17 protein-coding genes are annotated in these 23,591 nt (G+C 71.3%); 6 read left to right on the forward strand and 11 right to left on the reverse strand.

Going from position 1 to position 23,591, the window contains the following annotated elements; translation table 11 throughout:
- Positions 1 to 128 precede the first annotated feature (128 nt).
- A complete protein-coding gene (locus PXH83_RS08600) occupies positions 129 to 1,205 on the forward strand; it encodes a hypothetical protein (RefSeq protein WP_274558469.1) in 1,077 nt (358 codons plus the stop codon).
- On the opposite strand, the gene PXH83_RS08605 is transcribed toward PXH83_RS08600, so the two are convergent.
- Complete coding sequence (locus PXH83_RS08605; RefSeq protein WP_274558471.1) at positions 1,202 to 2,935, reverse strand: TIGR03767 family metallophosphoesterase; 1,734 nt, start codon at positions 2,933 to 2,935, stop codon at positions 1,202 to 1,204. The two genes, PXH83_RS08600 and PXH83_RS08605, sit on opposite strands and share 4 nt — an antisense overlap.
- 635 nt (positions 2,936 to 3,570) lie before the next feature.
- Complete coding sequence (locus PXH83_RS08610) at positions 3,571 to 4,032, reverse strand: NUDIX hydrolase (protein ID WP_274558472.1); 462 nt, start codon at positions 4,030 to 4,032, stop codon at positions 3,571 to 3,573.
- A 221-nt stretch (positions 4,033 to 4,253) separates the two neighbouring features.
- Between PXH83_RS08610 and PXH83_RS08615 the strand changes: the two genes are divergently transcribed.
- A complete protein-coding gene (locus PXH83_RS08615; protein WP_274558476.1) occupies positions 4,254 to 7,547 on the forward strand; it encodes a S8 family serine peptidase in 3,294 nt (1,097 codons plus the stop codon).
- 321 nt (positions 7,548 to 7,868) lie between these two features.
- Positions 7,869 to 8,906 carry an aspartate-semialdehyde dehydrogenase gene (locus tag PXH83_RS08620; protein WP_274558478.1) on the forward strand — a complete coding sequence of 346 codons (1,038 nt, stop codon included), beginning with the start codon at positions 7,869 to 7,871 and terminating at the stop codon, positions 8,904 to 8,906.
- A gap of 114 nt (positions 8,907 to 9,020) precedes the next feature.
- Here the strand turns inward: PXH83_RS08620 and PXH83_RS08625 are convergent, their stop codons facing one another.
- The gene (locus PXH83_RS08625) at positions 9,021 to 9,161 is read right to left on the reverse strand and encodes a hypothetical protein (protein WP_274558480.1); all 141 of its coding nucleotides are present in this window, start codon (positions 9,159 to 9,161) and stop codon (positions 9,021 to 9,023) included.
- 103 nt (positions 9,162 to 9,264) lie between these two features.
- Here PXH83_RS08625 and pepN point away from each other — a divergent pair, with 103 nt between their 5' ends.
- Positions 9,265 to 11,838: an aminopeptidase N gene (pepN, locus tag PXH83_RS08630; RefSeq protein WP_274558482.1), complete on the forward strand. Its 2,574-nt coding sequence runs from the start codon at positions 9,265 to 9,267 to the stop codon at positions 11,836 to 11,838.
- A gap of 171 nt (positions 11,839 to 12,009) precedes the next feature.
- Here pepN and alc read toward each other — a convergent pair whose 3' ends face one another.
- The 4 genes from alc to PXH83_RS08650 all read right to left on the reverse strand — a co-directional run bounded on the left by alc (position 12,010) and on the right by PXH83_RS08650 (position 16,147).
- The gene (alc, locus tag PXH83_RS08635) at positions 12,010 to 13,155 is read right to left on the reverse strand and encodes an allantoicase (protein ID WP_274558484.1); all 1,146 of its coding nucleotides are present in this window, start codon (positions 13,153 to 13,155) and stop codon (positions 12,010 to 12,012) included.
- A 76-nt stretch (positions 13,156 to 13,231) separates the two neighbouring features.
- The gene (locus PXH83_RS08640; protein WP_274558486.1) at positions 13,232 to 14,158 is read right to left on the reverse strand and encodes a LysR family transcriptional regulator; all 927 of its coding nucleotides are present in this window, start codon (positions 14,156 to 14,158) and stop codon (positions 13,232 to 13,234) included.
- A 27-nt stretch (positions 14,159 to 14,185) separates the two neighbouring features.
- The gene (locus tag PXH83_RS08645; protein ID WP_274562728.1) at positions 14,186 to 15,097 is read right to left on the reverse strand and encodes a DMT family transporter; all 912 of its coding nucleotides are present in this window, start codon (positions 15,095 to 15,097) and stop codon (positions 14,186 to 14,188) included.
- Between the two features lie 123 nt (positions 15,098 to 15,220).
- Positions 15,221 to 16,147 carry an EamA family transporter gene (locus tag PXH83_RS08650; protein ID WP_274558489.1) on the reverse strand — a complete coding sequence of 309 codons (927 nt, stop codon included), beginning with the start codon at positions 16,145 to 16,147 and terminating at the stop codon, positions 15,221 to 15,223.
- A gap of 103 nt (positions 16,148 to 16,250) precedes the next feature.
- Between PXH83_RS08650 and PXH83_RS08655 the strand changes: the two genes are divergently transcribed.
- A complete protein-coding gene (locus tag PXH83_RS08655; protein WP_274558491.1) occupies positions 16,251 to 16,793 on the forward strand; it encodes a MarR family winged helix-turn-helix transcriptional regulator in 543 nt (180 codons plus the stop codon).
- Between the two features lie 96 nt (positions 16,794 to 16,889).
- On the opposite strand, the gene PXH83_RS08660 is transcribed toward PXH83_RS08655, so the two are convergent.
- The 3 genes from PXH83_RS08660 to PXH83_RS08670 are packed head-to-tail and all read right to left on the reverse strand — an operon-like array spanning position 16,890 to position 19,543.
- On the reverse strand, positions 16,890 to 17,123 hold the full coding sequence (locus PXH83_RS08660) for a hypothetical protein (RefSeq protein WP_214918805.1): 234 nt from the start codon (positions 17,121 to 17,123) through the stop codon (positions 16,890 to 16,892).
- A gap of 20 nt (positions 17,124 to 17,143) precedes the next feature.
- The gene (malQ, locus tag PXH83_RS08665; RefSeq protein ID WP_274558498.1) at positions 17,144 to 19,345 is read right to left on the reverse strand and encodes a 4-alpha-glucanotransferase; all 2,202 of its coding nucleotides are present in this window, start codon (positions 19,343 to 19,345) and stop codon (positions 17,144 to 17,146) included.
- Positions 19,346 to 19,543: a hypothetical protein gene (locus PXH83_RS08670; protein ID WP_251020172.1), complete on the reverse strand. Its 198-nt coding sequence runs from the start codon at positions 19,541 to 19,543 to the stop codon at positions 19,346 to 19,348.
- Between the two features lie 260 nt (positions 19,544 to 19,803).
- Here PXH83_RS08670 and PXH83_RS08675 point away from each other — a divergent pair, with 260 nt between their 5' ends.
- A complete protein-coding gene (locus PXH83_RS08675) occupies positions 19,804 to 22,827 on the forward strand; it encodes a glycoside hydrolase family 84 protein (protein WP_274562729.1) in 3,024 nt (1,007 codons plus the stop codon).
- A gap of 98 nt (positions 22,828 to 22,925) precedes the next feature.
- On the opposite strand, the gene PXH83_RS08680 is transcribed toward PXH83_RS08675, so the two are convergent.
- On the reverse strand, positions 22,926 to 23,462 hold the full coding sequence (locus PXH83_RS08680; RefSeq protein WP_214918834.1) for an HNH endonuclease: 537 nt from the start codon (positions 23,460 to 23,462) through the stop codon (positions 22,926 to 22,928).
- Between the last annotated feature and the right edge of the window lie 129 nt (positions 23,463 to 23,591).

The following is a 23,591-nucleotide window of genomic DNA, read 5'->3' on the forward strand; positions in this document are numbered from 1 at the left end:
CGTTCGGTTGTTTGGCGGGTTGCCTTTCGGCAGTCGAACGTCCGTACTTTAGTGCGGTGTTGTCCTGAATTGTCGACGAGCGTGTAACAGCGGTTAGGGAGCGGGGCCCGGGCGGGAACGCCCGGGACATGAACCACGACACCCCCGTCTCCCCCCGCCCCCTCAGCCACCTCACCGACGCGCAGCGGCGCGTGCTGTCCGCAGCGCAGTTGCGTGCGCATGGCGTCACCGCCGCCAAGACCGCCGCGCAGTGCCGCGCCGGCGGGCCCTGGCAGCAGATCCTCCCCGGTGTTTTCGTGCTCCACCCCGGGCCGCCCACCAGCGAAGAGCGGCTGCACGCCGCCCTGCTGTACGCGGGGCGGCCGACCGCCGCCGGCCTTGTGCCGGCGCAGGCCAGGACCGAGGGCGAGGTGACGTCGTACGGCGACGTCATGGTCACCGGGCTGGCCGCCCTCGCCCTGTACCGGTTCTCCTCCGCTCCCCCGCTCCTCTCCCTCGACCGCATCGACGTCCTCGTGCCCCGCACGCGCCGCCTCCGGTCCACCGGGTGCGCGCGGCTCGTGCGTGCGCACGCCATGCCCACGACCCACCAGGTCAGCGGCGTGCCCGTCGCCCCGGTCGCCCGCGCCCTCGCGGACGCCGTCGCGCAGCTCAGCGACGCGGATGCCGTACGGCGGCTGCTCACCGAGGCCGTGCGCGGGTCGCACTGCGAACCTGCGGCTGTAGTGAGGGAGTTGACGCTCGCCCGGCTGCTGTCGCGGCCGCACGTCGTCGACGCCGTGGACTCGCTGCTCGCCGAGGGGCGGGCCATCGCCGAGGACCGGCTCTATGCCATGGTGCGCGAGCACGGACTGCCCGACCCGCTGTGGAACGTCGATCTGCGGCTGCCCGGCGGACCGCACCTCGGCGGCGTGGACATCTACTGGCCCGAGCAGGCCGTTGCCGTGGAACTGGACACTCGGGCGCCCCGCCAGGACGAGGACGCAATGGGGTCTCCCCTGCTCGAGCGAAGCCGAGAGCTTGGGGAATGGTCCGAGTACGCCCGTAAGCGCGAGCACCTGGAGCGGCTCGGCATCACCGTCGTACACATCACGCCGAAGAAGCTGCGGGAGTCGATGGAGCAGCAGGCGACCGTCGTGCGTACGGCACTGATGGCGTCGGCAGACCGTGAGCCGTCCGCCTATGTGGTGGTTCTGCCCCGTTAGCGCTTCTTGAGGACCAACTCGGTGTTCCGGGCGTTCGTCGGGCCTGCCAGGGTCTGCCGGGCGCCCGGCGCGTTGAACGACAGTTCGCGGTACAGCGCCGCCAGGCCCGTCTGGGACAGGTCGGTGAAGTCCGTGCGGTGCGGGGCGGCCGACTCGATGAGCGTCGTGAAGAGGGACAGCGTGCCGTCGTGGTTGTCGACCAGCTCGATGATGCGGGCGAGCTGGGGGAACTCGATGTGCGAGGCTGTGGAGATCTCCCAGAACGTGCCGTGCGGGAGGATCTCGTTGCGGTGGCTGTGCCCATTGATCCAGGCGATCACGTTGCGGTTCTGCTTGAAGAGCGCGACCAGCTTGTCACCGCCGCCGTCGTCGAAGGTCCAGCTGTTGTGGTGGCTGAAGACGATGACGTGGTCGTCCTCGTGGGCGAGCAAGGTGCGCTTCAGCCATGCCAGTTGGGTTGTGCCGATCGAGCCCGCGAAGTGGCCGCCCCGGTCGGTCGTGTCGAGGCTGATGCCCAGCACGCCGTCGGCGATGCGGAACGAGTAGTAGAGGGTTTCGGAGTCGGCGTTCTCCTGGGTGTAGCCGTGGCCGGGTGCGCCGGGTGCCCCCGCGTACGCCGGGTTGAGGTGTGCCTGTACGTACTCGCGCGGGGTGAAGGGTGCGCGGGCCGGGTCGGGCGTGATCGGGCGCATGCGGCGGGTTTCGCGGCGCAGGAGGTCCTTGAAGTAGCTGCCGCGGGGGTCGTCGCCCTTCTTCAGTACGGATTCCAGTGCGGCGGCGTCTGCCGTCGGGAGGGAGAGCAGTTTGCGGCTGCCCACCGCGAAGTCGGCGAGGAATCCGGTGGCGTCGGCGTTCGCGAAACAGCCGCTGGGCAGGTCGTCGTGGTTGCCGACGGTCGAGTACCAGGGGATGCGCAGACCGGGGCTGTTCACGGGGCGGATCGCGGCGGCCAGGTAGCCCTCGACGCGGGGGAAGCCGCGCTTCTTGTCCGCGTCGCGCAGCGCGTCGTCCGGGTGCCAGTACAGGGGCAGGCCGGAGTCCTGGACGCCTTCGTAACGCGTCGGGTCGCCGGTGTTGGGGGTGATGCGGCCGCCGCTCATCGTGCGCAGGAACCAGTCGAGTTCGGCCTTGGAGTTGTTGTCGGTGTTGTCACCGGTCGTCATGGCGAAGCCGAGGCGGGCCCCGGTGACCGGGCCGCCGCGCAGGGCATTGACGCGCTCGACGAGGGCCACGGCGCCGTGCACCGTGAGGGCCTCCTGCGGGCGCCACGCCCCGGCGGCCTGTGCCCGCAGGTACTCCGTACGGACAGGGTGCTGTACGTCGGTGAGGTGGAGGTCCGTCAGCTGTACGAAGGAGGCGAGCGCGGTGCGGCGGTCGGCGCGGCCGGAGCGGGCGGCGGCGAGTTCGGAACGTACGACGCGCTGCCAGCCGGGACCCGGGCCGAGGCGGCGGTAGCCGGACCCGGAGGTGCGGGGGGTCGCGACCGTACGCAGCGAGGTGCCGGTCCAGGTGGGGGTGACGGGTGCGGGGAGGCGGGCGGGGGTGGGCGAGGCGGTGGGTGCGGCTGCCGGCGCGGCGGCCACGGCGGGAGGCTCGGCGGGGGCGGCTGCTGCGCCGTGCTCCTGGCGGAAGGTGAGGCCCAGGCCGGCCGAGACGCCGACCGCCCCGGTGGCGGCGAGGAACGAACGGCGGTCTAGGGCGGCTTCGGCTGCGGAGCGTAGGCGTGACATGGTGCGGTCTCCCCGGGGTGCGAACGCATCGGCCGGGCGGGGGTGAAATCCGCCGCCCACCTGGATGGTTGGCATCGGGGATGGCCTGCGCGTTAACGGCTTCGCAACGCGCAGCGCCGATCACCGGACAGGGATCACCCGCTTTGCGGAGTGCGCGCGAAACGCCATCCGCCCCTCCCCGGGCGGCACGGCTGCGCTCACTCCCCGTTCACCTTTCGGGGAAGGGGGAGTGGCGGGCGTGCCCTGCGGGGCTGTTCCCCTACCCTTCCCCAAGCTCTCAACTTCGTTCGAGCAGGGGAGACCCCACTCTTCCCGGCTGTGACATTTGCGGCTGCCGCCGCGGAGGGGCTGCGCCCCAGACCCCGCTCCTCAATCTCCCCCAAGGACTGCGTCCAGGGGGGACCCCCAGGGGCTGAAGATTCAGCACACCGGGGGTCTGGGGGCTTGCCCCCACCACGCGGCGGCAGCCGCAAAATGTCGCAGCGGGAAGGGACGGGGAGGGGATAGCGCCGCAGGCACCCGCACCCGCACCGCACCGGCACCGGCACCGGCACGCACCGCACCCGCACCGGCACCCGCAAGCCCACCGCACCTGCACCGGCACCGGCGCACCCCCACCGCCCCCCTACGCCCCCTCAACCACCGCCCCGCACCCCGACCCGCCCCACCGCCGGCTTCGTGCGCCACAGTTCGATGCCCGCGTCGACCAACTCCACGCGGTCCAGCGCCGCCACCCCCTTCAGCGGATGCCACGCCGCGAGGTCCGTGGAGCCGTTCCTCTCGTGGCGGAGTTCGCCGCCGGTGACCCGGCCCTCGTACACGATCCGCAGGCCCTGGAAGTCGGCGAACTTGCCCAGCCGGCGCGGATATCGGCGCCTGACGGAGTCGACGCCGAGGAGCCGCACCGGTTCGACCGTGTACCCGGTCTCCTCCTCGGCCTCCCGCACCACCGTGTCGTACGGGTCCTCGCCGTGGTCCATGCCCCCGCCCGGCAGCGTCCAGCGTTTCGCACCGTCGGGTGCGACCCAGCGGGCCAGCAGGACCTGCTCGTCCCGGACGCACACGGCGTAGGCCGCCACCCTGAGCTCTTGGTTCATTGGCTGAGGTTACGCCCGCCCGGTATATGGCGGTTCAGGTCCTGTGGCGCATACCGCGCGGTGGCGAATGTGCGCCACAGGCCCATTGCATGGACGGCAACACTCCCCAAACAACCTCCACTTAGGCAAGGCTGAGCGGTCATCCGGCACCGTATTCCGGACTCCAGGCCCTGACCCGGCCCGGACCCTTTCTTTCAAGCTTTCTGACAGCAGGGATGCCCATGACCCTCGAATCCCCCACCTCGATACCCGGGGCGAGACCCGCGGCCCGCATCGCGCTCGCCGCCGGCCTGGTCGCCGCGCTGTGCGCGGCCGCACCGGTATCCGCCGTCGCGGCTGCCGCCGACGACCCCCGGGGCACGCCGCCGGTCGCCAAGTCCGCCGCTGCGAAGCTCGGTTCCGCCGACGCGGAGGTGCTCGCCGAGGCGCAGGCCGACGGCACGAAGAACGTCACGCTGATGGTCGCGACCGCGCCCGGCGCCACCGAGCGCGTCGCTCAGCAGCTCGACGCCGTACAGGGCGGCGTGGTCGGCCGTACGGACGACAAGCTCGGCTACGTACGCGCGACCCTGCCCACCGGCAAGGCGGACGCGGCCATCAAGGCCGCCTCGAAGCTCACCGACGTGCACGGCATCGACCTCAAGCAGGTCATCGAGCTGGACGACCCGACCCCGGCGGCGGACCGCGCCAAGGGTGCGGCCGCCGGCGCCGAGGGCACGTACGCGGGCCCCGGGAAGCAGACACCCGCGAAGAACCCGTACAACCCGTCCCACGAGACCGGCGCCGTGGAGTTCGTGAAGGAGAACCCGAAGGCCGACGGCCGCGGGGTCACCATCGGCATCCTCGACTCGGGTGTCGACCTCGGCCACCCGGCCCTCCAGAAGACCACCACCGGCGAGCGCAAGATCGTCGACTGGGTGACGGCCACCGACCCGGTCGCCGACGGCGACGGGACCTGGCGCCGGATGACGGCCGCCGTGAGCGGCCCGACCTTCACGATCGCGGACCGTACGTGGTCGGCCCCCGAAGGCAGCTACAAGTTCAACCTCTTCCGCGAGGAAGCCACCAAGGGTGGCGACATGGCGGGCGACCTGAACCGCGACGGTGACACCACCGACGTCTGGGGCGTGCTGTACGACGCCGCCTCCGGCACGGTCCGCGTCGACCTCGACAACGACGCCGACTTCGGCGACGAAGAGGCGATGAAGCCGTACAAGGACAAGCACCAGGTCCGGTACTTCGGCAAGGACGACCCGGCGACCGAGGTCGTCGAGCAGATCCCGTTCGTCGCCGAGATCCGCAAGGACGTCGTCTACAACGCGGCCGGCGCGAAGGCCGACTACGTCAACATCGGCATCATCGAGGGCTCGCACGGCACGCACGTCGCCGGCATCACCGCCGCCAACAGCCTCTTCGGCGGCCGGATGAACGGCGCCGCCCCCGGCGCCAAGCTGGTCTCCTCGCGCGCCTGCACCTGGAGCGGCGGCTGCACCAACGTCGCGCTCACCGAGGGCATGATCGACCTCGTCACCAAGCGCGGTGTCGACATCGTCAACATGTCGATCGGCGGCCTGCCCGCGCTGAACGACGGCAACAACGCGCGCGCCGAGCTCTACACGCGTCTCATCGACACGTACGGCGTGCAGCTGGTCGTCTCGGCCGGCAACAGCGGCCCCGGCACCAACACCATCGGTGACCCGGCCCTCGCCGACAAGGTCATCTCGGTCGGCGCGGCCATCTCCAAGGAGACCTGGGCCGCCAATTACGGCTCGGTCGTGGAGAAGCGGTACGCCATGATGCCGTTCTCCTCGCGCGGCCCGCGTGAGGACGGTGGCTTCACGCCGACCATCACCGCGCCCGGCGCGTCCATCAACACCACCCAGACCTGGGCGCCCGGCGGCCCGGTCGCCGAGGCGGGCTACAAGCTCCCGGCCGGCTACTCGATGCTGCAGGGCACGTCGATGTCCTCGCCGCAGGCGGCGGGCGCGAGCGCGCTGCTGCTCTCCGCGGCCAAGCAGGAGAAGATCGAGCTCACCCCGGTGAAGCTGCGCACCGCGCTGACCAGCACCGCGAACCGGATCAGCGGTGAGCAGGCGCACGAGCAGGGCTCCGGCCTGATCGACATCGTGGACGCCTGGGAGGCGATCGAGGACGGCGCGACGGCGCACGACTACACCGTCAAGGCCCCGGTCGACACCGCGATCGACTACGCGCTCAAGACGCCGGGCTTCGGCACCGGACTGTACGACCGCGAAGGCGGCCTCAAGGCCGGTCAGAAGAAGACGTACGACGTGACCATCACGCGTACGAGCGGCCCGGACCGTGCGATCGAGCACGAGCTGGACTGGAAGTACAACGACGGCACGTTCCGGCTGCTCGGCGACGACGAGGTCGACCTGCCGCTGAACAAGCCGGTCACCGTCAGGGTGCAGGCGAGGCCCGGTTCGACCGGTCTGCACAGCGCCGTCCTGGAAGCGGACGACGAGCGCACCGAGGGCGTCGACAAGCAGATCCTCGCGACCGTGGTCGCCGCCAAGGATCTGGTGAAGCCGTCGTACACCTTCTCGGACTCCGGCTCGGTGCAGCGCAACAACCCGACGTCGTACTTCATCACCGTCCCGGAGGGCGCGAAGTCCCTGGAGGTCGCGCTCGGCGGTCTCGCGAAGGACAGCCAGACCCGGTTCATCAGCATTCACCCGTACGGTGTGCCGTCCGACCCGACGTCTACGGTCAACTGCTACGCGAACTACACCAACCCGGCCAACAAATGCCGCCCGGACCAGCGTTCGTACGCGAACCCGCAGGCCGGTGTGTGGGAGGTCGAGGTCGAGTCGCGTCGTACGTCGCCGCTGCTCGACAACCCGTACAAGCTGGACGTCACGGTGCTCGGCGCCGCCTTCGACCCGGCTGTGAAGACCATCCCGGAGGCCAAGGTCGGTACCCCGGCCGCGGTGGACTGGAAGGTCACCAACGGCTTCGCCGCGATCGACGGCAAGCTGACGGGCGGCTCGCTGGGCTCGTCGAAGGAGGCGCGTCCGTCCATCAAGAAGGGCGAGACGCACACCACCACGGTCACCATCGGTGAGGGTGTCGAGCGCCTCGACGTCGCCATCGGCGGGGTCTCCGACCAGGCCGCGGACCTCGACCTCACCGTCCTCAAGGACGGGGTGCAGGTCGGCCAGGCCGCGGACGGCGACTCGGAAGAGGCCGTCAGTCTCGTCAAGCCCGCCGCGGGTACTTACACGATCGAGGTCTACGGTTACGCGGTCGGCGACGCCGGCACCGAGTACAACTACCGCGACGTGTACTTCGCGCCGTCGCTCGGCTCGGTCAAGGTCGACGACTCGCAGGTCGTGAAGCTGGCCAACGGCGCTTCCGCGCAGGTCAAGGCGGAGGTCGTGGTGGCAGGTGCGGCCCCCGAGGGCCGGGCCTTCTTCGGCCAGGTGCAGCTGGTGAACGCGCGCGGCACCACCGCGGGCGTCGGCAGCGTCCAGATCGAGAAGGTCACGCCGTAACGGCTTGACCTCCAGGTCTGCAGGGAAGAGGGGCGGGTGCTCGCACGAGCATCCGCCCTTCTGCTTGCGGACACGTCGGGCCGCCCGTCGCCGGACAGCGGTACTGAGTCGTACGCAACACCGGCCCCCAAACCGAGACGATGCTCACCCACGAGACCCGCGGCGCTCCAGGCTGCCCACGGTCCGTCGTCCGCTGGGGCTGGGCAGCTGCACACCGTCTGCCGTCCGAGGGCCGGACAATGGATTGGACAAGGCGGCCGGGGGCACGCGCATGATGGAGTGCGCCACCCCTGGCCAGCCGTTACGTACGAAGGAGTCCCCGTGAAGGTCGGAATCGTCGGAGCCACCGGTCAGGTCGGCACAGTCATGCGCAAGATCCTGGCCGAGCGGGAATTCCCGGCCGACGAGCTGCGTCTCTTCGCCTCCGCCCGGTCCGCGGGCTCCACGATCGAGTGGCAGGGCAGGAACATCACCGTCGAGGACGCGTCGACGGCCGACTACACCGGCCTGGACATCGTGCTCTTCTCCGCCGGCGGCGCGACCTCCAGGGCGCTCGCCGAGAAGGTCGCTGGCCAGGGCCCGGTCGTGATCGACAACTCCTCCGCCTGGCGCGGCGACCCCGAGGTGCCCCTTGTCGTGTCCGAGGTGAACCCGCACGCCGTCGCGGACCGCCCCAAGGGCATCATCGCCAACCCGAACTGCACCACGATGGCCGCTATGCCGGTCCTCAAGCCGCTGCACGCCGAGGCCGGTCTGACCGCGATGGTCGCCACCACCTACCAGGCCGTGTCCGGCTCGGGTCTCGCCGGTGTCGCCGAGCTGCACGGCCAGGCCTGCAAGGTCGCCGAGCACGCCGACCAGCTCACCTTCGACGGCGAGGCCGTCGAGTTCCCCGAGCCCGCCGTCTACAAGCGCCCCATCGCCTTCAATGTGCTGCCGCTGGCCGGCAGCATCGTCGACGACGGCTCTCACGAGACCGACGAGGAGCAGAAGCTCCGCAACGAGTCCCGCAAGATCCTGGAGATCCCGGAGCTCAAGGTCTCGGGCACCTGCGTGCGCGTCCCGGTCTTCTCCGGCCACTCGCTCCAGGTCAACGCCCGTTTCGAGCGCCCGCTGAGCGTGGAGCGCGCGTACGAGCTGCTCGGCGGCGCCCCGGGCGTGGCCCTGTCCGAGATCCCGACGCCGCTCCAGGCCGCGGGCAAGGACGTGTCGTACGTCGGCCGCATCCGCCTCGACGAGACCGCCGAGAACGGCCTCTCGCTGTTCCTGTCGGGCGACAACCTCCGCAAGGGCGCGGCGCTCAACGCCGTGCAGATCGCGGAGCTGGTCGCGGCCGAGCTCAAGGCCGACCACGCCTGACCTTTCCGGCGTCTGTGACGGCGGGGCGGGACTCTGCGGTACGGGAGTCCCGCCCCGCCGTCATGCTCGCGAGGCGCCTCAGAGCGCCAGGTGCCGGCGCAGCGCTGGTAGATCTCACCTCTGCGTATCGGTCAGCCCGTCCCCGACGGTCCGGTCCCAGAACGCCGCGTCCTCGCTCGCGCCCCACTCGTCGAAAGCGGCCGCGTAGTCCGACTCCAGCTGAGAGTTGCCCTCAATGCTGCCCGGGTAGGGCATGCCTTGCCGCCCGCTTCCAGTCAGCTGCGAGCATACTCAGCAGCCATTACATGAACGGCGTGGAAGGATGACGAAAAACGTCACATACCGAGGAGATGACCGGGTGCCTGGCACGAATCTGACCCGCGAAGAGGCGCAGCAGCGGGCGAGCCTGCTCACCATTGACGCGTACGAGATCGATCTCGACCTGAGCGGCGCGCAGGAGGGAGGCACGTACCGGTCCGCAACCACTGTGCGGTTCGACTCCGCCGAGGCGGGGGCGGAGACCTTCATCGATCTGGTGGCGCCCGCCGTGCATCAGGTCTTCCTGAACGGCAAGTCGCTGGATGTCGCCGCGGTCTTCCGGGACTCCCGGATCACGCTGAAGCACCTTCACGAGGGCCCGAACGAGCTGCAGGTCGTCGCCGACTGCGCGTACACCAACACGGGCGAGGGCCTGCACCGGTTCGTCGACCCGGTGGACCAGCAGGCGTATCTGTACACCCAGTTCGAGGTGCCGGACGCGCGGCGGGTCTTCGCCTCGTTCGAGCAGCCGGACCTCAAGGCGACGTTCCAGTTCACGGTGAAGGCGCCCGAGGGCTGGACCGTCATTTCGAACTCGCCGACGCCCGAAGCGAAGGACAACATCTGGCGCTTCGAGCCGACGCCGCGCATTTCGACGTACATCACCGCGCTGATCGTCGGCCCGTACCACGCGGTGCACAGCTCGTACGAGAAGGACGGGCAGAGCGTCCCGCTCGGCATCTACTGCCGCCCCTCCCTCGCCGAGTTCCTCGACGCGGACGAGATCTTCGACGTCACGCGGCAGGGCTTCGACTGGTTCCAGGAGAAGTTCGACTACGCGTACCCCTTCGCGAAGTACGACCAGCTCTTCGTGCCGGAGTTCAACGCGGGCGCGATGGAGAACGCAGGCGCGGTCACCATCCGCGACCAGTACATCTTCCGCTCGCGGACGACCGACGCGGCGTACGAGCGGCGGGCCGAGACGATCCTGCACGAGCTGGCCCACATGTGGTTCGGCGACCTGGTCACCATGGAGTGGTGGAACGACCTGTGGCTGAACGAGTCGTTCGCCACCTACACGTCGGTCGCCTGCCAGGCGTACGCGCCGGGCTCCAAGTGGCCGCACTCGTGGACGACGTTCGCGAACGCGGAGAAGACCTGGGCGTACCGCCAGGACCAGCTCCCGTCCACGCACCCGATCATGGCCGAGATCCGTGACCTGGACGACGTGCTGGTCAACTTCGACGGCATTACGTACGCCAAGGGCGCTTCCGTACTGAAGCAGCTCGTCGCGTACGTCGGCCAGGACGAGTTCTTCCGGGGCGTGCAGGCGTACTTCAAGGCGCACGCCTTCGGCAACACGCGCCTGTCCGACCTGCTGGGCGCGCTGGAGAAGACGTCGGGCCGCGACCTGAAGACGTGGTCGAAGGCGTGGCTGGAGACGGCGGGCATCAACGTCCTGCGCCCGGAGATCGAGACGGACGCGGACGGCAACGTCACGTCCTTCGCCGTACGCCAGGAAGCCCCGCCGCTGCCCACGGGCGCCAAGGGCACCTCCACCCTGCGTCCGCACCGGATCGCGATCGGCTGCTACGACCTGGACGGCGGCGGCAAGCTGGTCCGTACGAGCCGCATCGAGCTGGACATCGAGGCGGCCGAGCTGACCGAGGTCCCGTTCCCGGCGAACACCCGCCGCCCGGCGGTGATCCTTCTCAACGACGACGACCTGTCGTACGCGAAGGTGCGCCTGGACGCCGAGTCGCTGTCCACCGTCACCGAGCACATCGGCGACTTCACGGAGTCGCTGCCGCGCGCGCTGTGCTGGTCGGCCGCCTGGGACATGACCCGGGACGGCGAGCTCGCCACCCGCGACTACCTCGCGCTGGTCCTGTCGGGCATCAGCAAGGAGTCGGACATCGGCGTCGTTCAGTCGCTGCACCGCCAGGCGAAGCTGGCACTGGAGCTGTACGCGGCTCCGGAGTGGCGCGAGACGGGGCTGGCGCGGTGGACGGAGGCGACGCTGGAGCACCTGCGGGCCGCCGAGCCGGGGAGTGACCAGCAGCTGGCGTGGGCACGGGCGTTCGCGGCGACGGCCCGCACCGACGGACAGCTGGACCTGGCCCAGGGCCTGCTGGACGGCACGGAGACCGTCGAGGGTCTGGCGATGGACGCCGACATGCGCTGGGCGTTCGTGCAGCGGCTCGCGGCGACGGGGCGTGCGGACGAGAAGGCGATCGCGGCGGAGCTGGAGCGTGACAGGACGTCCCAGGGCGAACTGCATGCCACGGCCGCGCGGGCGGCGCGGCCGACCGCGGAGGCGAAGGCGGAGGCGTGGGCGTCGGTCGTGGAGTCCGACAAGCTCCCGAACTCCACGCAGGAGGCGGTCATCGGCGGCTTCGTGCAGATCGACCAGCGTGAGCTGCTCGCACCGTACGCGGAGAAGTTCTTCGCGGCGGTCGAGGGCATCTGGGAGTCGCGCAGCTACGAGATGGCGCAGCAGATCGCGGTCGGCCTGTACCCGTCGATCCAGGTCTCGCAGGAGACGCTGGACGCGACGGACGCGTGGCTGGCCTCGGCGGGCCCGAACGCGGCGCTGCGCCGCCTGATCTCGGAGTCCCGGTCGGGCATCGAGCGAGCGCTGAAGGCACAGGCGGCGGACGCGGCGGCAGCTTAGGCATCGCCCTGGGGCTTGTTCCCCACGCCGAAACGCCGGACGGGCTGGAAATCCATCCCGTCCGGCGTTTCTCCCCCGGCCCCCCTGGTCTTGCGCTTGGTCTTGCGCTTGGTCTTGCGTTGAAACCGCCCGGCGGGCAGGCGCTGTGCCGCTCCGCCCGCCGAGCGGGGTCTACAGGGCGCCGCCGCCGCCCAAGTCCTCGTATCGCGCCCGCAGTTCCGCCGCGCCCTGCTCGGTGAGCGCTCCGTGCAGCCGCATCCGCGCCACACCCCCGTCGGGGAAGGCGTCGAGCCGGACATGGGTGGCGACGGCCTGCGCCGGGAGCTTGAACCGGTGCAGCGTGTCGGGCTGGAGCTTCGTACGCGGGATGATCTCGAACCACTCCCCCGTGTCACCGTTGCGCCCGCTCAGCGCGATCCAGCCGGCCGAGTTGCCCTTGAGGTACGCCGTGTCGATCTCGACGGCCCGGATCGCGCCCTGCGCGACGAGCCGGAAGCGCACCCAGTCATTGGTGTCGCGGACACGGCGACGGCGGTTCTCCCAGCCGTCGTCCATCTTGCGGGAGGTCCCGGGCAGGATGATCTGCGCCGGCGACGAGTAGAACTTGTCCGAAGCGTCCTCGTACGTACCGCCGTTGAGGATCGAGATGAGGTCGATCGTGCCGAGGAGGCCGAGCCACTCGGGGTCGGGCACGACCTCGCCGTGGACACGCAGCCGAGCGACCCCGCCGTCGGGGTGCTGGCACAGCCGCACGTGGGTGAAGCGCCGCTCGCAGGCGATCTCGAACCCGTTGGCGGCGTGACCGCGCACGGGCGTCAGCGGGACGATCTCCTCCCACTTCACGTCGTCGCCGAGCAGCTGCTCGGGACTGGGCGAGCCCTCCACGGACGCGGCCTGGACACTCACCCGCTGCGGGTAGTTGCCACGGAAGTGAGCGGTGTCGACGATGACCCCGCGAATGACACCGGCCGCGCCGAGCCGCACGATGGCCCAGTCGTGGTCGTCGGGCGCGGGGAACGGCTGCGTACCGTCGACACCACGGCGACGGCGGGTCTCCCAGCCGTCCATGATCTTGCCCTTGTGACCGAAGTGCTCCGGGTCGAAGACCGCGCGCTCGCGGACGAGGAGGTTCTCGCGCTCGGCGAAGAACTCGTCATTGGCGGCGATGACGCCCGCACCCAGACGCCGGTCGGCCAGATCGACGAGCTCGGTGAAGGGAAAGTCCCCGCCCCGGTAGTCGGCGTACGGGTCGCCCCCCGTGTAGGGAGCGGCGTCGTTGGCGTGCGGGTCTTCGGGGTTCGCGTCGGTCGTCGTCATGCCCTGACTTTCACAGTCCTTGACCGGTCAGGTCCATCGAAAGTTTCTGGACAGCCTTTGAAGCAAATCCGAACGATCAGGTCCGAGTCCGGTTCCTCACCACCCGCGCCGCCGCCACCTCCCGCAGCGCCGCCAGTACCCGCGCCACCGCCGGCCCCGCCTCTGCCCCACGGCGTACGGCCGCCACCACGTGGCGTTGCGGCTGGTCGGCGCTGAGTACGCGCATCACCACGCCCGTACGACGCTCCCCCGCCGCCATCCTCGGTACCAGGGCAACGCCCATCCCCGCCTCCACCATGGCCAGGATCGCCGTCCAGCCGGCGGCGCTGTGGGCCTGTTCGGGCACGAAGCCCGCCGCCTCGCAGGCGTGCCGGGTGATCTCGGACCACGGGCCGCTCCCGCCGAAGATCCACGCCTCGCCGGAGAGGTCCGCAAGCCGCAGGCCCGGCGCCGCCGCGAGCGGGTGCCCGGCCGGGAGTGCCACGTCCAGCGGGTCGGCCAGCAGCGGGAAGCGGGCGAGCTTCGGGTCGCGGGCGGTCGGGGCGTGCGCCGCCAGCGACAGGGCGAGGTCGACGACCCCGCCCGCCAGCAGCTCGTACGCCTCGGCGGCCTCCGCCTCCCTGACCCGTACCTCCAGCGCCGGATGTGTCGTACGGAGCCGCTGCACCGCCGGCACCACCAGCGCGGGCACGGCCGTCGAGAACGCCCCGACGCGCACTTCCCCGGCCTCCCCCTGCACGTACCCCGTCAACTCGGCATCGGCCCGCTCGAGTTGAGCGAAGACGGCCTCCGCGTGCCGCAGGACCAAGTGGGCCGCGTCGGTCAGGCGCACCCGCCGCCCGTGCGCCTCCAGCAGAGGTACGCCGAGCTGCTTGGCGAGGTTGGACAGCTGCTGCGAAACGGCCGACGGCGTCATCATCAACGCCTCGGCCGTCGCGGTCACGGTTCCCCGGTCGCGCAGGGTGCGCAGGATCCGCAGCTTCTTGATGTCCCACTCGATCATGGGGCGCAACATATCCCGCCCCCGGCCCTACTTGCCCCGTCCCGCCCCCAGCATCACTCCGCCGAGAATCAGCACCATGCACACAACCCCCATCACGCCGGTCGCCTCGCCGAGCAGGGCGAAGGAGAGCAGCGCCACGCACACCGGCTGGAGGTAGTACACAACCCCCGCCCGCGCCGCGCCGATCAGGGCGATCGCCTTGTTCCAGGCGAAGAAGGCGACCGCGGAGGAGAAGACGCCGACGTACAGCAGGGGTCCGACCGTTCCCGTCGTCGGCTCGAAGCCGCCCTGGACGGCGAGGCTGACGACGTACACCGGGAGCAGCATCAGCGCGCCGAGCACGAACGTACTGAAGAGGAAGGCGAGTCCGCCCAGCCCGTCGGGCTTGCGGCGCAGCAGCGCGCTGTACGAGCCGAAGGAGAGCGCGGCGGCGAGCATCCACAGGTCGCCGGTGGCGAAGTCCATGGCGAGCGAGCCCTTGCTGACCAGGAGCAGCACTCCGGCGCAGGCGACCAGCATGCCGAGGGTGCGGCGGGCGCCGAGGCGCCGGCCGCCGAGGCGTTCGTAGAAGGCCATCAGGACCGGCGACGCGGCCATGATCATGCCCATGTTGCCCGCGGAGGTGGAAAGTCCGGCCTGGTTGACGAGGGTGTTGTAGACGGTGACCCCGAGCAGCGAGGCCAGCGTTACGAAGCCCAGGTGGCGGCGGAGCAGGGCCCGTTGACGCCAGGCCTCGCGGGCGGCGAAGGGGGCCACGGCGACGATGGCCACGATCCAGCGCCAGAAGGCGGCCTGCACGGGGGGTACGGAGTCGTGGAGGGCGCGGGAGGTGACGAAGCTTCCCGACCAGACGACCGTAGCGGCGGCGGCGAGGACGAGGCCGAGCGCGGAGGCCTGCTTCAGCCCCTTCGCCCTCCCGCCTGCCGACTCGCCGCTGATGCCGATGCCGTCACGGACGCCGCCGTCACGGACGCCGACACGGACGCGAACACGGACGCGGTCCAGGACTGCCACTGATATCCCTCTTCCCTCTCCCCCGTTCGGGGATCTTGGCTACGGGAGCTACCGTCGCACCGACGCACCAGTCAGGTCCATCGAATGTTTCGAACCAGTCTCTTCAGTAGAACTGAACGATCTCGGCCTCACCGCCATCTGCCCCACCAGCGTCGCGCCGAGCGCGATCACCATCCCGATCACCTGCACCGGCGTCAGCGACTGACCCAGCGCCGCCCATCCGATGACCGCGGCCGTCAGCGGCGACAGCGGGCCGAGGAAGGTGACGGAGGTCGCCGTGAGCCGCCCGATGCCACGGAACCAGAGCCAGTACGCCACCGCGGTGTTGACCAGTGCGAGGTAGAGGTAACCCGCCACCGCACGCCCGTCGAGCGCCGGCGGCGCACCCTCCACCAGGAGCGCGACGGGCGCGATCAGCAGCCCGCCCGCGGTGAGCTGCCAGCCCGTCATGACCAGCGGGCCCACGCCGTCGGGCCGGCCCCAGCGCTTGGTGAGGACGGTGCCCGCGGCCATCGAGGCGGATGAGGTGAGGGCCGCCACCACCCCCACCGTGTCGAGCGCCGCCGTGGCGCGCAGTACGACCAGGCTCACGCCGAGCGCCGCGGCGATCCCGGTGAGCAGGGTGCGTACGGTCGGCTTCTCGCTGAGCAGCAGCATCGTGAGTCCGGCCACCCACAGCGGCGCGAGCGAGCCGAAGACCGCCGCCATGCCGCCGGGCAGGCGGTACGCAGAGAGGAAGAGCAGCGGGAAGAACGCCCCGATGTTCAGCGCTCCGAGGGCGGCCGCCTTCCACCACCAGGCGCCGCGCGGCAGGGTCCGGCCGATCGCGAGCAGCATGAGCCCGGCAGGGAGTGCGCGTATGAGGCCTGTGAACAGCGGCCGGTCGGGCGGCAGGAACTCGGTGGTGACGGCGTAGGTGGAACCCCACGAGATGGGTGCGAGCGCGGTCAAGGCGATTGTTCCGGCGCGATTCATGGCGACCCCCAGGAGTAGCTTGGTTGAAAGTAGCTTACTCGCAAGCTACTTTCCGTCAAGCAACTTTCTTGCGGCCGACCAAACCTCTGCGGATACTGCGGGCATGACGACCAAGGCGAGCACGACCACGAAGGCGGGTAAGGCGAGTAAGGCGACCAAGGACCCAGTCGACGCCATCACCGCCCAGTGGGCCGAGGTACGACCCGAACTCGACACCGCCCCGATGGCCGTCTTCGGCCGCATCTACCGGATCGCGCGCGCCATGGGCGACCGCATCGAGAAGGCGTACGCGCAATTCGGCATCTCGCGCGGCGAGTTCGACGTCCTCGCCACGCTGCGCCGTTCCGGCGAGCCGTACACGCTCTCACCGCGCCAGCTCTCCGCGACGCTGATGCTGACCACCGGCGGAATGACGGGCCGCCTCGACAAGCTGGAACGGGCCGGACTGCTGGTCCGCAGCCCTGATCCGCACGACCGGCGCGGCCTGCGCGTGACGCTTTCGGAGCGCGGCCTCGCGATCGTCGACCAGGCGGTGGTCACAGGTCTGGAGCTGCAGCACGAGGCGCTGGAAGGGCTCGGCGACGAGCAGGTCGAGCAGCTCTCGGAGCTGCTGCGGCAGCTGCTGGCGGGCACGGCCGAAAGGTAGGAAAACGCACCGAAGGCGCCCCCGCTGCCGTTGGTACGGAGCAGGGGCGCCCTCAGAAAACTGTGCCTGGCGGCAGAGCCCGGACCCGGACTCGGGTCAGCGGCTCTGCTTCCTGGACTTGTCCAGCACCATGACGAGGCCCGCGATGACCAGGAACAGGCCGATCGGTGCCGCGACATACAGGCCGAGGGTCTCGGCCACACTCAGGCCCGGACCCGGGTCGTCACCGTCGTCGGGGGTGACCGCGAGCGCGGGGGACGACATGAGCAGCATCATCAGCGTCGTACCGGCCGCGACGGCTCCGGCGCGCAGGGTGTTCTTCTTGTCCACGGTGCCAACGTAGCGAATGCCTACGAGGGCCGCGCGCCCGGGGGTGCCAAACGCAGTCCCGCAGGCGGTCCCACAGGCACTCCCGCCGAGGTCCTGAACACGTCGATCAGCCTGTGCAGCCGGGGCGAGGCGGCCAGGTCCTCCAGGGTTACGGGATGCCCCTCAGCGTCGGCGACGGGCAGCCGCCAGTTTGGGTACTGGTCCCAGGTACCCGGCAGATTCTGCGGGCGCCGGTCCCCCACCGCGTCCGGCAGCCAGATGCCGACCATCCGGGCCGGGGTGCTCAGCAGGAAGCGGTAGACGGCGCGGATCTCGCCCTCCTCGTCGCCCGCGCCCTCCGGCAGCAGCCCCAGCCGTGCCAGGTACGACAGCCATTCGGCGACCTCCGCCGTACCCTCGGCGTGCTCCTCCTCCAGGGGCCGGGTGAGCAGGCCCAGGCGGTGGCGCAGGGCGACATGGCCGCCGGTGAGGCGGGCGGCGGTGGACGGCAGGTCGTGCGTGGTGGCGGTGGCCACGCAGTGCTCGCGCCAGTTCCGCGGGGGCAGGGGCTCGCCCGTATCGGCCCAGTCGCGTTCGAACCACAGCACCGAGGTGCCGGAGACTCCACGCTCGTCGAGGGCGTCGCGGACGCCGGGCTCGACGGTGCCGAGGTCCTCCCCTATGACGACGGCGCCGGCCAGGTGTGCCTCCAGGGCGAGGACCGCGAGCATCGCCTCCGCGTCGTAGCGGACGTACGTCCCCTCCGTGGGCTCTCGGCCCTCCGGAACCCACCACAACCGGAAGAGCCCCATCACGTGGTCGATGCGCAGGGCGCCGGCATGGCGCAGGAGCCCCCGCAGCAGACCTCGGAACGGGGCGTACGCCGCTTCGGCGAGGACGTCCGGGCGCCACGGCGGCAGGCCCCAGTCCTGGCCGCGCGCATTGAAGGCGTCCGGCGGGGCCCCGACCGACATGCCCCGGGCGAACGCGTGCTGCTGCGCCCAGGCGTCGGCGCCGTCGGGGTGCACGCCGACGGCCAGGTCGTGCACGACGCCGACGGGCATACCGGCGTCACAGGCGGCGCGCTGGGCGTCGGCCAGCTGGGAATCGGTGAGCCAGGCCAGCCAGCAGTGCAGATCGACCCGGTCGTACAGGTCGGAGCGGGCGTGGTGGACCTCGGCGGCGTGCGGATCGTCGCGCAGCCCGGCGGGCCAGGCGTGCCAGTCGGAGCCGTGCACCTCGGCGAGCGCGCACCAGGTGGCGTGGTCCTCCAGGGCGGCGCCCTGCTCGGCGAGGAAGTCGCAGAAGGCGGCGCGGCGGCCGGGGCCGAGCGGCACTTTCCTTACGATCTCCAGGGCTTCCTTCTTCAGCTCCCACACGGCGTCGCGGTCGATCAGCGCGCCCTTGTCCAGGACGGAGTCGCGCAGCGCTGCGGCCTGTTCGAGCAGGTCTTCGATGCGCGCGCGGTCGCCTGCCGGGACGTGCGCGAACTCGGGCACGTTCTCGACCCGCAGGTGTACCGGATCGGGGAAGCGGCGCGAGGACGGGCGGTAGGGCGAGGGGTCCGTCGGCGTACCGGGGACGGCCGCGTGCAGCGGATTGATCTGTACGAAGCCGACGCCGAGGGAGCGTCCCGACCAGGCGGCCAGTTCGGCGAGGTCCCCGAGGTCGCCCATGCCCCAGGAGCGCCGTGACAGCAGGGAGTAGAGCTGGACGAGCAGGCCGTAGGAGCGGCCGGGTGGCTGCGGGACGCGGTCGGGCGCGACCACGAGGGTGGTGGCCCCCTCGGCCCCGTCCGGCGTGCGCGCGCTCAACAGGTGCACGCCGAGCGGCAGTTGCCCCCACTCCGTTCCGCCCCGCGACGCGTCACCCCGTGGCGGGGTCTGCCACTCCACGGCCTCGCCCCGTGGCGGGGTCTGCCACTCCGCCGGCCACTCCACGGTCTCGCCCTGCTCCGTTTCGACGCGGAGCAGGGTGCCGTCGGGGAGGCCGGTCACGGTCGGTGGTGGCAGTGGGCCTGCGGGGCCCGCCCAGGTCACCACCGTCGCGGGCAGCAGGCGGTGTGCGGCGGCCGTCTCGTGGGCGTCGAGGGCTGCCCGTACCGCCTCGGGCGTTCCCGCGTCCACGCCGAGGGCCGCGAGCACGGCCACGACGGTGTCGTCGGGGACCTGGAGGGTGCGGTTCGCCGATGGCTGGTAAGACGTGGCGACGCCGTGCAGGGCGGCGAGGCGGGCAAGGCCCATTCAGACCCCCGTGGGCTCCATGCCCGATGCTGTGCCGTGGGCAGTCGGTTCGCTGGTCAGGGGTGCGGCGTCGGCCATCGGGGGCTCGCTGGTGAGCGGGGCGGCGTCGGCCATCGGAGGCTCGCTGGTCAGCGGCGGCTCGGTGGTGAGCAGCGGCTCCGCGTAGTCGTATGAGGCGTAGTCGTATCCGGCGTGCATCGCGTCGTATGCCGTGGTCGGGCCCGGCACCTGTTTGGACAGGGCGGAAAGGAGAAGCTGTGCTGCGGCCACAGGGGCCTCCCTACGGTGGTCTACGTGGACACAGCAGCCCTACCCAGTGGGCGCGGCCGCAGACGTATACATTCCCCGAACGTGTCCCGGGTCACAATCCGTTCCCCCTTTGGAAATTGACAGCTCGGCGGCCGGGTGGTGGGCTCGGTGCCCACACTGGGATGTCTGAGGCGACTGGGGAGACGGCTGTGCAGCTCGGGCGCAGGAGAGGCGCGACCGCTGTCGCGGTCGCCGTAATCGGCGGTCTGCTCGGCGGTGCGCAGGGTGCGTTCGCCGCCCCGTCCGACCCCGGCCCGGACACCCCCGCCACCACCGTGCCGGACCGCGAGAGCGATGCCGCGCTGCCACCCGTTTGGCCGCGTCCGCAGTCGATGCGGGCGGCGGGGCAGGCGGTCGCCGTGGGCGAGGACGCGGTGCTCGTCGCGGGGCGCGGATCCGATCCGTACGCCGTGGAGGCGCTCAAAGCGGTGCTGCGCGGGGCGGGCGTGAAGACGCTGTACAGCGTCAAGGAGGGCGAGCCGGTGCCCGCGCGCGGCCTCGTCGTGAAGGCGGGCGGAACCGGCGCGCAGGACGCGCTGCGTGCCCTGCGCGCGACCGCGCGTGACGACCTGCCGTCCGGCGGCTACCGGATCGCCGTCGGCAGCGTCGACGGCCGGGACACGGTCGCGCTCGACGGGGTCGGCAAGGACGGTCTCTTCCACGCCGCGCAGACCCTGCGCCAGCTGATCACGGCCGCGAAGGACGGACAGGACGGACGGGACGGACAGAACGGGCAGGGCGGGCAGGGCGGGCAGGCGATCGCCGGAGTCATGGTCCGCGACTGGCCGGGGACTGCGGTACGCGGGATGACCGAGGGTTTCTACGGGCAGCCGTGGACGCCCGAACAGCGCCTCGCGCAGATCGACTTCATGGCCCGCACCAAGCAGAACCGTTATCTCTACGCGCCCGGCGACGACCCGTACCGCCAGGCACGCTGGCGCGACCCGTACCCGGCGGACCAGCGCGCCGCCTTCCGGGCGCTCGCCGAACGGGCCCGGCGCAGCCATGTGACGCTGGGCTGGGCCGTGGCTCCCGGGCAGGCGATGTGCATGTCGTCGGACGACGACATCAAGGCGCTGAACCGCAAGTTCGACGCGATGTGGGCGCTCGGGGTGCGGTCCTTCCAGCTCCAGTTCCAGGACGTCAGCTACAGCGAGTGGCACTGCGGCCAGGACTCCGACACCTTCGGCTCGGGCCCCCGTGCGGCGGCGAAGGCACACGCCCGCGTGGCCAACGCGGTGGCGAAGCATCTGGCCGAGCGGCACCCGGGTGCGGAGCCGCTGTCCGTGATGCCGACCGAGTTCTACCAGGAGGGCAACACCGCGTACCGGCAGGCCCTCGCCGCCCAGCTGGACGACGGGGTGCAGGTCGCGTGGACGGGCGTCGGTGTCGTACCGAAGACGATTACCGGGCGTGAACTGGCGGGCGCGCGCACGGCGTTCAGGCGTCCGCTGGTCACCATGGACAACTACCCGGTCAACGACTACGCGCAGGACCGCATATTTCTCGGCCCCTACACGGGCCGTGAGCCTGCTGTCGCGACCGGCTCGGCAGCCCTCCTCGCCAACGCCATGGAACAGGCCTCCGCCTCCCGCATCCCCCTCTTCACGGCCGCCGACTACACCTGGAACCCCCGGGGTTACCAGCCGCAGGAGTCCTGGCAGGCCGCGATCGACGACCTGGCGGGCGCCGACGCACCGGCCCGCGAGGCGATGCGGGCGCTGGCCGGCAATGACGCCTCCTCCGTGCTGGGCGGCGAGGAATCGGCGTATCTGCGTCCGCTGATCGACGACTTCTGGCGTGCGCGTACGTCCACGGACCAGGGCGTGCGGGACGCGGCGGCGAAGAGGCTGCGCGCCGCCTTCACCGTGATGCGGGAAGCGCCGCAGCGGCTCCGGTCGTCGGCGGGCGGTGCCTTCGACGACGAGGTACGGCCGTGGATCGAGCAGCTGGCGCGGTACGGCACGGCGGGCGAACTCTCCGTCGACCTGCTCCAGGCGCAGGCCCGCGGCGACGGCCGGGCCGCCTGGCGGGCGTCACTCGACCTGGACGAGCTGCGCGGCTCCCTCAAGGCGAGCCGGGCCACCGTCGGCAAGGGCGTGCTCGACCCGTTCCTCGCGCAGGTGCGCAAGAAGGCGGACGCCTGGACCGGAGCCGACCGCAAGGGCGGCAGCGTCTCCGGGGGCCCGGGCTCGTACACCGTGCAGCTCGGCCGGCCGCGTCCCGTCGAGGCGCTGACCGCCATGACCGAGCCCGGTAAGGGCGAGGGCGCGGCCGTCGAGGCGCACGTCCCCGGTCAGGGCTGGCGGCGCATCGGCACGCTGCACGGCAGCGGCTGGACGCAGGCGGACGCCGAGGGTGCGCGCGCGGATGCGATACGCGTGTCCTGGCAGGAGTCCGGGCAGGACGCCGATGCGCCCGCCGTCCACCACCTCGTGCCCTGGTTCGCGGACGAGCCGCGTGCGGAGCTGCGGCTCAAGCGCACCGAGACGGACGCGGAGATCGGCGGCAGGCCGCAGCGCGTCGAGGCACGGCTGATCGGCCGGCGCCCCGGCGATGTGCGTGCCCGGCTGACGGCCGAGCCTCCCAAGGGCATCGCGGTGAGGGCGCCGCGGACGACGACGGTGCCGCGCGGCTCCCGCGCCACCGTCCCCGTCGAGATCAGCGTGGACAAGTCGGTGCCTGCGGGCGAGTACAAGGTGCCGGTCGCCTTCGACGGCCAGGAGAGCGTCCTGACGGTGCGGGCGTTCCCGCGCACGGCCGGCCCGGACCTGATCCGGGGCGAGGGCGCGAGGGTCTCGTCGTCCGGCGACGAGACCGCGGACTTCCCGGCCCCCGCCGCCGCCGACGGCGACCCGGCCACCCGCTGGACCTCGCCGATCGGCCCTTCCGCGTGGTGGCAGGCCGAGCTGGCGGAGCCGGTGCGGCTCGGCCAGGTCGTACTGCACTGGCAGGAGGCGTACGCGAAGAAGTACCGCGTCCAGGTGTCGGAGGACGGCCGTACGTGGCGCACGGCGGCAACCGTCAGGGACGGGCAGGGCGGGCGCGAGTCGGTGCGGATGGATGCGAAGGGGGCGCGCTTCGTGCGGGTGCAGTGCGATGAGCGGGCGCTGCCGTTCGGTTACTCACTGTTCGGGGTGGAGGCGTACGCGGTGGCTGCGGACGCGGAGTGACGCGCTCGGTGGTGCGGGTTGCCTGCGGCGCATTCCCCTCCCCGCAGGGACCTGCCCGCACCCCGAAGCCCGCCCCCGCACCGCAAAAGCCCGGAACCTCAGGCGGAAATGCCGTCGATCCGGGCCAGCGCATCGTCCGCGCCGAACGGCTGCAAGTACGGCAGCCAGCGCGGATCCCTGTGCCCGGTCCCGATGATCCGCCAGGCCAGCCCGGACGGCGGGGCAGGCTGATGGCGCAGCCGCCAGCCGAGCTCCATCAGATGCCGGTCGGCCTTGACGTGATTGCAGCGGCGGCAGGCCGCCACCACGTTCTCCCAGGCGTGCTGTCCGCCTCGGCTGCGCGGAATGACGTGGTCGACGCTGGTTGCGACGCCACCGCAGTACATACAGCGCCCGCCGTCCCTGGCGAAGAGCGCACGGCGGGTGAGTGGGACGGGCCCCCGGTAGGGGACCCGCACGAACCGTTTGAGCCGCACGACACTGGGTGCCGGGACGGCGCGGGTCGCGCTGTGCATGAAGGCGCCGGATTCCTCGAGGCAGAGAGCCTTGTTCTCCAGGACGAGGACGAGCGCGCGGCGGAGCGGTACGACGCCGAGCGGCTCGTACGACGCATTGAGGACCAGGACATGCGGCACGGATGCCTCCTATTACGCCGGCGGCGCGTGGCTCGCGCCGGGACGATCTGCTCTCAGTCTCCCCTCATGCCTGGTCGAAACGCCACCACGTCCGGGTAACGGGCTCGGAGTGTTTTCGACCACATCACC

Source organism: Streptomyces spiramyceticus (genome assembly GCF_028807635.1).
GTDB classification, from domain to species: Bacteria; Actinomycetota; Actinomycetes; order Streptomycetales; family Streptomycetaceae; genus Streptomyces; species Streptomyces spiramyceticus.

Bases quoted from the DNA above. Each gene is read 5' to 3' on its own strand.
- PXH83_RS08600 (WP_274558469.1), top strand. From the start codon at position 129: ATGAACCACGACACCCCCGTCTCCCCCCGCCCCCTCAGCCACCTCACC.
- PXH83_RS08605 (WP_274558471.1), bottom strand. From the start codon at position 2,935: ATGTCACGCCTACGCTCCGCAGCCGAAGCCGCCCTAGACCGCCGTTCG.
- PXH83_RS08610 (WP_274558472.1), bottom strand. From the start codon at position 4,032: ATGAACCAAGAGCTCAGGGTGGCGGCCTACGCCGTGTGCGTCCGGGAC.
- PXH83_RS08615 (WP_274558476.1), top strand. From the start codon at position 4,254: ATGACCCTCGAATCCCCCACCTCGATACCCGGGGCGAGACCCGCGGCC.
- PXH83_RS08625 (WP_274558480.1), bottom strand. From the start codon at position 9,161: ATGCCCTACCCGGGCAGCATTGAGGGCAACTCTCAGCTGGAGTCGGAC.
- alc (WP_274558484.1), bottom strand. From the start codon at position 13,155: ATGACGACGACCGACGCGAACCCCGAAGACCCGCACGCCAACGACGCC.
- PXH83_RS08640 (WP_274558486.1), bottom strand. From the start codon at position 14,158: ATGATCGAGTGGGACATCAAGAAGCTGCGGATCCTGCGCACCCTGCGC.
- PXH83_RS08650 (WP_274558489.1), bottom strand. From the start codon at position 16,147: ATGAATCGCGCCGGAACAATCGCCTTGACCGCGCTCGCACCCATCTCG.
- PXH83_RS08655 (WP_274558491.1), top strand. From the start codon at position 16,251: ATGACGACCAAGGCGAGCACGACCACGAAGGCGGGTAAGGCGAGTAAG.
- malQ (WP_274558498.1), bottom strand. From the start codon at position 19,345: ATGGGCCTTGCCCGCCTCGCCGCCCTGCACGGCGTCGCCACGTCTTAC.
- PXH83_RS08670 (WP_251020172.1), bottom strand. From the start codon at position 19,543: ATGCACGCCGGATACGACTACGCCTCATACGACTACGCGGAGCCGCTG.